5 protein-coding genes are annotated in these 5,002 nt (G+C 54.2%); 4 read left to right on the top strand and 1 reads right to left on the bottom strand.

What is annotated here, in order from left to right:
• The 3 genes from VMT71_06055 to VMT71_06045 form a co-directional block, all read left to right on the top strand.
• On the top strand, positions 1 to 581 hold a 581-nt coding region (locus VMT71_06055; protein ID HVN23514.1), incomplete at its 5' end, for a tripartite tricarboxylate transporter substrate binding protein.
• Between the two features lie 25 nt (positions 582 to 606).
• Positions 607 to 1,407 (top strand): NUDIX hydrolase, encoded by an 801-nt coding sequence (locus VMT71_06050; protein ID HVN23513.1) that lies wholly within the window; start codon positions 607 to 609, stop codon positions 1,405 to 1,407.
• Between the two features lie 186 nt (positions 1,408 to 1,593).
• Positions 1,594 to 2,679: an amidohydrolase family protein gene (locus tag VMT71_06045; protein ID HVN23512.1), complete on the top strand. Its 1,086-nt coding sequence runs from the start codon at positions 1,594 to 1,596 to the stop codon at positions 2,677 to 2,679.
• Between the two features lie 168 nt (positions 2,680 to 2,847).
• Here VMT71_06045 and VMT71_06040 read toward each other — a convergent pair whose 3' ends face one another.
• Positions 2,848 to 3,645, bottom strand: coding sequence for an acetoacetate decarboxylase family protein (locus VMT71_06040; protein HVN23511.1), 798 nt, complete (start codon positions 3,643 to 3,645; stop codon positions 2,848 to 2,850).
• Positions 3,646 to 4,103: 458 nt separating this feature from the next.
• Here VMT71_06040 and VMT71_06035 point away from each other — a divergent pair, with 458 nt between their 5' ends.
• Positions 4,104 to 4,871 carry a hypothetical protein gene (locus VMT71_06035; protein ID HVN23510.1) on the top strand — a complete coding sequence of 256 codons (768 nt, stop codon included), beginning with the start codon at positions 4,104 to 4,106 and terminating at the stop codon, positions 4,869 to 4,871.
• Positions 4,872 to 5,002 lie beyond the last annotated feature (131 nt).

Below are 5,002 nucleotides of genomic sequence, written 5' to 3'. Positions count from 1 at the left end.
ACAAAGATCTGCCTGTGAAGACCCTGCCTGAACTGGTGGCTTACGCGAAACAGCACCCGAAGACCCTCTCGTACAGCACAGTTGGTGTAGGATCGCTTCCACATCTGGTCATGGAGATGTTCAACGCTCAGACACAGCTAGATATACAACACGTTCCCTACAATTCTGAACTGCAGTCTGTCACCGCACTCGTGGGTAACCATGTGCAGGTAAGTGTTCTCACGTACGCGTCGAGCGGAGCGCACATACGGTCAGGCGCGATCCGACCGTTGGCAGTGCTGGCCACCAAACGGGATCCACGACTTCCTCAGGTACCGACATCGGCGGAACAGGGACACCCTGAACTGCTGGCTGCCATATACAACGTCCTTATGGCTCCAGCCAGAACACCGGCTCCCATCATAACCAAGCTGGAAGATGCTTTGAGGAAGATGCTCCAGGACAAGGAAGCCAGGGAGAAAATAGAAAAATTGGAATACAGGGTTGATTTTATGAACGCGAAGGATACACAGGCCTTCCTCGACGCTGAGACCAAAAAATGGTCGGCAGTCGTGAAGAAAGCAAATATTGTGGTTAAGTAACGTACATCCGGTGAGCGGGAACACGATGGAAGAGTTTGTGGTAGTGGTTAAAGGGAACTTCGAACGTAATGCTATTGATGTCCGGTACACACCTGGTGTGCATATCCGCTGGGAGCCTTCCGCAGAAAAGTTTATCGGGGATGCGTGGGAGGAGTACGTCCGATCGGCAAGGAAGGCAGGAATAGAGGTGTACAACGGGAATGTGCTTCGTCTCGATAATGTCCGCTCCGAGAGCGGCCGCCTCTCTCTTGAGCTCTCAGACATCGATTTTCGCAGCTGCATCGGTAGTGAGACAACCCGATTCACGGCCGCCTTTCCGCACGAGCCGCAAGGCAACCCTCTTACGGTCTGTGTTGCTCTTGTCACAACCGACAGGAAGATCGTTCTTGAGGAGAGGAGCCGTATAGATGCCCGTCGTCGAAAGTATCATGTGATAGCGGGATTTATGGAGCGGGAGTTTGACACATCAGATAATCGCCCCGATCCTTTTGACGCGCTCAGAAGAGAAGTGCGTGAAGAGCTGGGGCTCATCCTGGATAATGCTTTGTGCGCGACCGGGCTTGTGCGCGCAGTGTACGGCTCGGAACTCTGTTTCTGCAGTCGCCTGCCCATCTCATTTGATGATCTCCTTCACATAAAAGCAAAAAGTGAAACCGACCGCGAAATAGATGCACTGCGTGCAGTGGAGGATTCACCTTCTGCGGTAGCCTCCTTTCTTTCGAGCCATACGAGCGATTTTGTACCGAGCGGGCGAGCTTGCCTTCTCCTTTACGGCAGACAGGCTTACGGCGAGGATTGGTACGAAGTCATCATGAATTCGCGCTGATCGGCGTTAATTACGAGACTAGTGTTACACTGTACAACTTCTTTGAGCCCGCAACGCGTCCTCTTGTTGGTGTCTTCCGTTCCATTTGCTTCGCGGCATAGCTCTCCAGTATAATCCAGAGAGCGGCAATGTCGAATACTATAGCTGGGGTGGTCAAGCAATCTTTTGGAAAAGAGAGGGCGCGAGATGAGTTCAAAGGTAGGAAGACGCACGTTTCTTGGCACAGCGGCAGTTACAGCGATGGCGTTGCCAGCCATGTTGAAAGGTCTTGTAACACGCAGCGAGGCTGTAGACGCAAAGAAGTCCAGCATGAGAGTTGTCGCTCTCGAGGAGCATGTTGGCACGCCGCAACTCACGGCAGCCCTCAAAGCAGCGGGCATAAACGCGCGGGAAACAGCACCCGCGCTCGAAGGGAAATTAAATGACCTGGGGGCTAGGAGGCTGGCAGACATGGATGCAGCCGGCATCGACATGCAGGTATTGTCTGTCGCCGGGGATGGCCTGGAAAAGTTGGACCGCAACGCCGGGATCGCAGTGGCCCGTGACATCAACGATATGTTGGCCAACGCCGTAAAGGCTCATCCGGACCGGTTCGCCGCTTTTGCCGTGTTGCCGTTGCAAGCTCCTGATGCCGCCGCCGCTGAACTGGAACGGTGCGTCACCAAGCTCGGGTTTAAGGGGGCATTGATCAGCGGTACGATCAACGGGCGTTTTCTCGACAACCCGGTATTCCAGCCCGTCTTTGCCGCGGCTGAACAGTTGGATGTCCCGATCTACCTGCACCCTGCCCCACCGCCGCCCGCAGTCTACGGAGCTTATTTCGGAGACCTCCCGGCGCCTATCGCAGAATCGCTATCCACGTCGGCCTGGGGCTGGCATGTGGAGACTGGTATGCATTCTCTCCGCCTGGTAGCCTCCGGGCTGTTCGATCGTTTCCCAAAGCTGCAGATCATCATCGGCCACATGGGCGAAAACCTTCCCTTCTCGCTGGTCCGGGCTGATGGCCGCCTGTCGGGGCTCAACCCCCAGTTGAAAAAGCGGGTGGCCGACTATCTCCGTACCAACTTCTACATCACCACCAGCGCCTACTTTACGGCTCCGCCCCTTCTGTGCGCCCTGGAAGTCTTCGGCGCTGACCGCATGTTGTTCGCGGTCGACTATCCCTTCTCCTCCAACGCCGACGGCCGCAAGATGCTGGACATTGCACCAATCAGCCCCAACGACCTGGCGAAGATAACCCACAAAAATGCTGAAAGACTTTTGAAATTGTAGCGCATGCCCGCGGGAGGAAGTAGCTTAAGCCATCTTATACCAAGTTGTATTCAAAAATAGCACCCGCAAGCAACCAAACTTCACTTCGCGGGCGGCAGTGAGTGAGACAGCGCGGGACACCCACTTGCGTGGGTGCCCGGAAGCTATATGAATGAAGGTAACTTGGTATTATCTGGCTCTGAGGTCTTGTATGAAGACCAGGTCATCCACCGTCATCGCGCACGTGAAACGGTAACCTGCAATAACATTGACAGGTCGCAACTCAGGGAGCTCCAAATATGGGTGATCAAAGATCGTAAGTGCCGCCTCCCCTGTCCAGATGGGTGAAATCTTGACGTCGCGCGACTTCAACTGCACCAGTTCGTGGACAGCCGGCGTTGCATGCCGTCCCGCTGCGAGCTCCGGAAAATAGCGCACATTGACCGCCCCTGCAAAGGTGGGAGAAGGCATTTGCGTGGTCTGCTCCCGGAGAGTGACAAGCGCTTCCACAAGGCGACGATCTTTCACTGCGAGTGTAGCACCAAACTTTCCGCCTGGCCCGACAACGGGTCCCGCCTTCGAGGAGAGGTCAAAAGCACGCGTGATCCAGGTGGAGCCGATCTGCTTGGGCCACCCTTGCGCAAATCCGCGCATCAGTGCAATATCCTGGTCGACCCAGATAAAAGGACAGTACGCCAGCGGTGTGCCTTCATGGCTGGCAGATATCAGGAAGATGGTCTCACGATACTGGCTGCGTACCGGATCAAGATATTCTTCTCCGGAGTCGCTGGCATATTGCCAGTCTACAAAGTATGCCGCGCAGCGTGGCGAATGAAAAGTAAGTCCAGGCGGAAGAAAGGATTCAACCGCTTTGGGCGCGGCTTCATACTCCACAGCGAGACAGGTGCCGACGTAGTGCCATGGCGGTGTCGGTGCAAGGCTTGAGGTACCTTTAGGCGTGCGGGGAGCCGTATAGCCTTTGAGCATGTTTTTCCTCCTGCTGGCAGTAGCGTGCTTTTTTCAATAGTACCCAATAGGCAGAACATCTGTCAACAGGACTCCGACGTGCTCAAGCCTATTCTTCTAATTTAGTGTTACGCCATGATGAGGAGAGCGATTACTGGTATTGTCATAATCAAGGCGCTTAGGATCCACCACATAGTATCAACATCACCTCGGCTGCGCTTCTTGCTGGCGATGATGGTAGCAGTCAACGCCATTATGGCGCTTGCAGATGCAACAAGCAGCGCTAAGAAACCACGCGTTCGGCACCCACAGGGAAAAGGATAATGCTCCACGGTGGCACGGGTCCGAAGCAAGTCAAGATGGCTTGATTCCTTTCTTTATGGTATTGAGCAAAGGGTTCGGGTTGACATGTGGAACAGGGTTATGCTCTAAAAAAGAGAAAAAGGGAGAAGGCTCTTGAGGGAGTTGGAGGAAAGGTCGTGAAGAATCTATCTGCAGGGCCGGAAAAGGAAGAGAACATTGGGTGGCGCGCCCGTTTGGGAGTCATCGTCCTGTCGACGAATTTGACCGTGGAGTATGAATTCTGTCACATGGTTCCCGATGGCGTTTCGTTCCATGTGAGTCGCTGTCTCATTGCTGACTCGTCGAAGGACGAGCGGGAAAAGGAGGGCGTTTTTCTTGGGCTGGAGGAAGATATGCTCCAGGCTGGCAAGCAGGTCGCCATGAGCCGGCCGGATGTTATTCTTTTTGCTTGTACCGTCGGTAGTTTTCTGGGAGACGAAAGTCGACACTCGGAGATCTCCGACGCACTGACGAGGGCGACAGGGATAGAAAGTATAACAATGACCTCTGCAATTCTCGAAGCCATTCAATCGCTGGACTTGAAGAGGGTCACTCTCATTTCACCCTATCCGGAAGGGACGGGCATAAAGGAAAAAGACTTTCTGGAAAGGTCGATTCCCGGCCTGACCGTGGTCAGTATGAAGCACCTCGGGATCGTCAGTTCGTACGATAAGAATCTGATTCCCTATCCGACGACGTACCGCCTTGCGAAAGAGATGACGACTCACGAAGCGGATGGACTCTTCTTGAGCTGCGCAGCCCTTCGGACGATGGAGATCATCGAGCCCCTCGAGAAGGAGTTAGGGATTCCGGTTGTAACGAGCACCCAGGCGGGCCTCTGGGCCTGTCTCAGGCGGTGCCGTGTGAAGGGGTTGCGCAAGTTCGGCCGACTCTTTGACTTGTAGGTAGTGTCAAAAGTCTTATCAAAGTGGTAGCTGAAAAGTAAGACAGGATTTTTATCGCGGATGTGCGCAGATAACAGCAGAAGAGATAACGGCGGATGGAGTTGCTCGTTGACAGCATTGTGATACTGCGC

The sequence above is a fragment of the Syntrophorhabdales bacterium genome, assembly GCA_035541455.1.
In the GTDB taxonomy this organism is placed as follows: domain Bacteria; phylum Desulfobacterota; class Syntrophorhabdia; order Syntrophorhabdales; family WCHB1-27; genus JADGQN01.
Note: the sequence above shows the minus strand (reverse complement) of the source record. Positions and strands in the feature narration are given on the sequence as shown.

Coding starts and splice junctions, on each gene's coding strand:
- VMT71_06040 (HVN23511.1), bottom strand. CDS start 3,645: ATGCTCAAAGGCTATACGGCTCCCCGCACGCCTAAAGGTACCTCAAGC.
- VMT71_06045 (HVN23512.1), top strand. CDS start 1,594: ATGAGTTCAAAGGTAGGAAGACGCACGTTTCTTGGCACAGCGGCAGTT.
- VMT71_06050 (HVN23513.1), top strand. CDS start 607: ATGGAAGAGTTTGTGGTAGTGGTTAAAGGGAACTTCGAACGTAATGCT.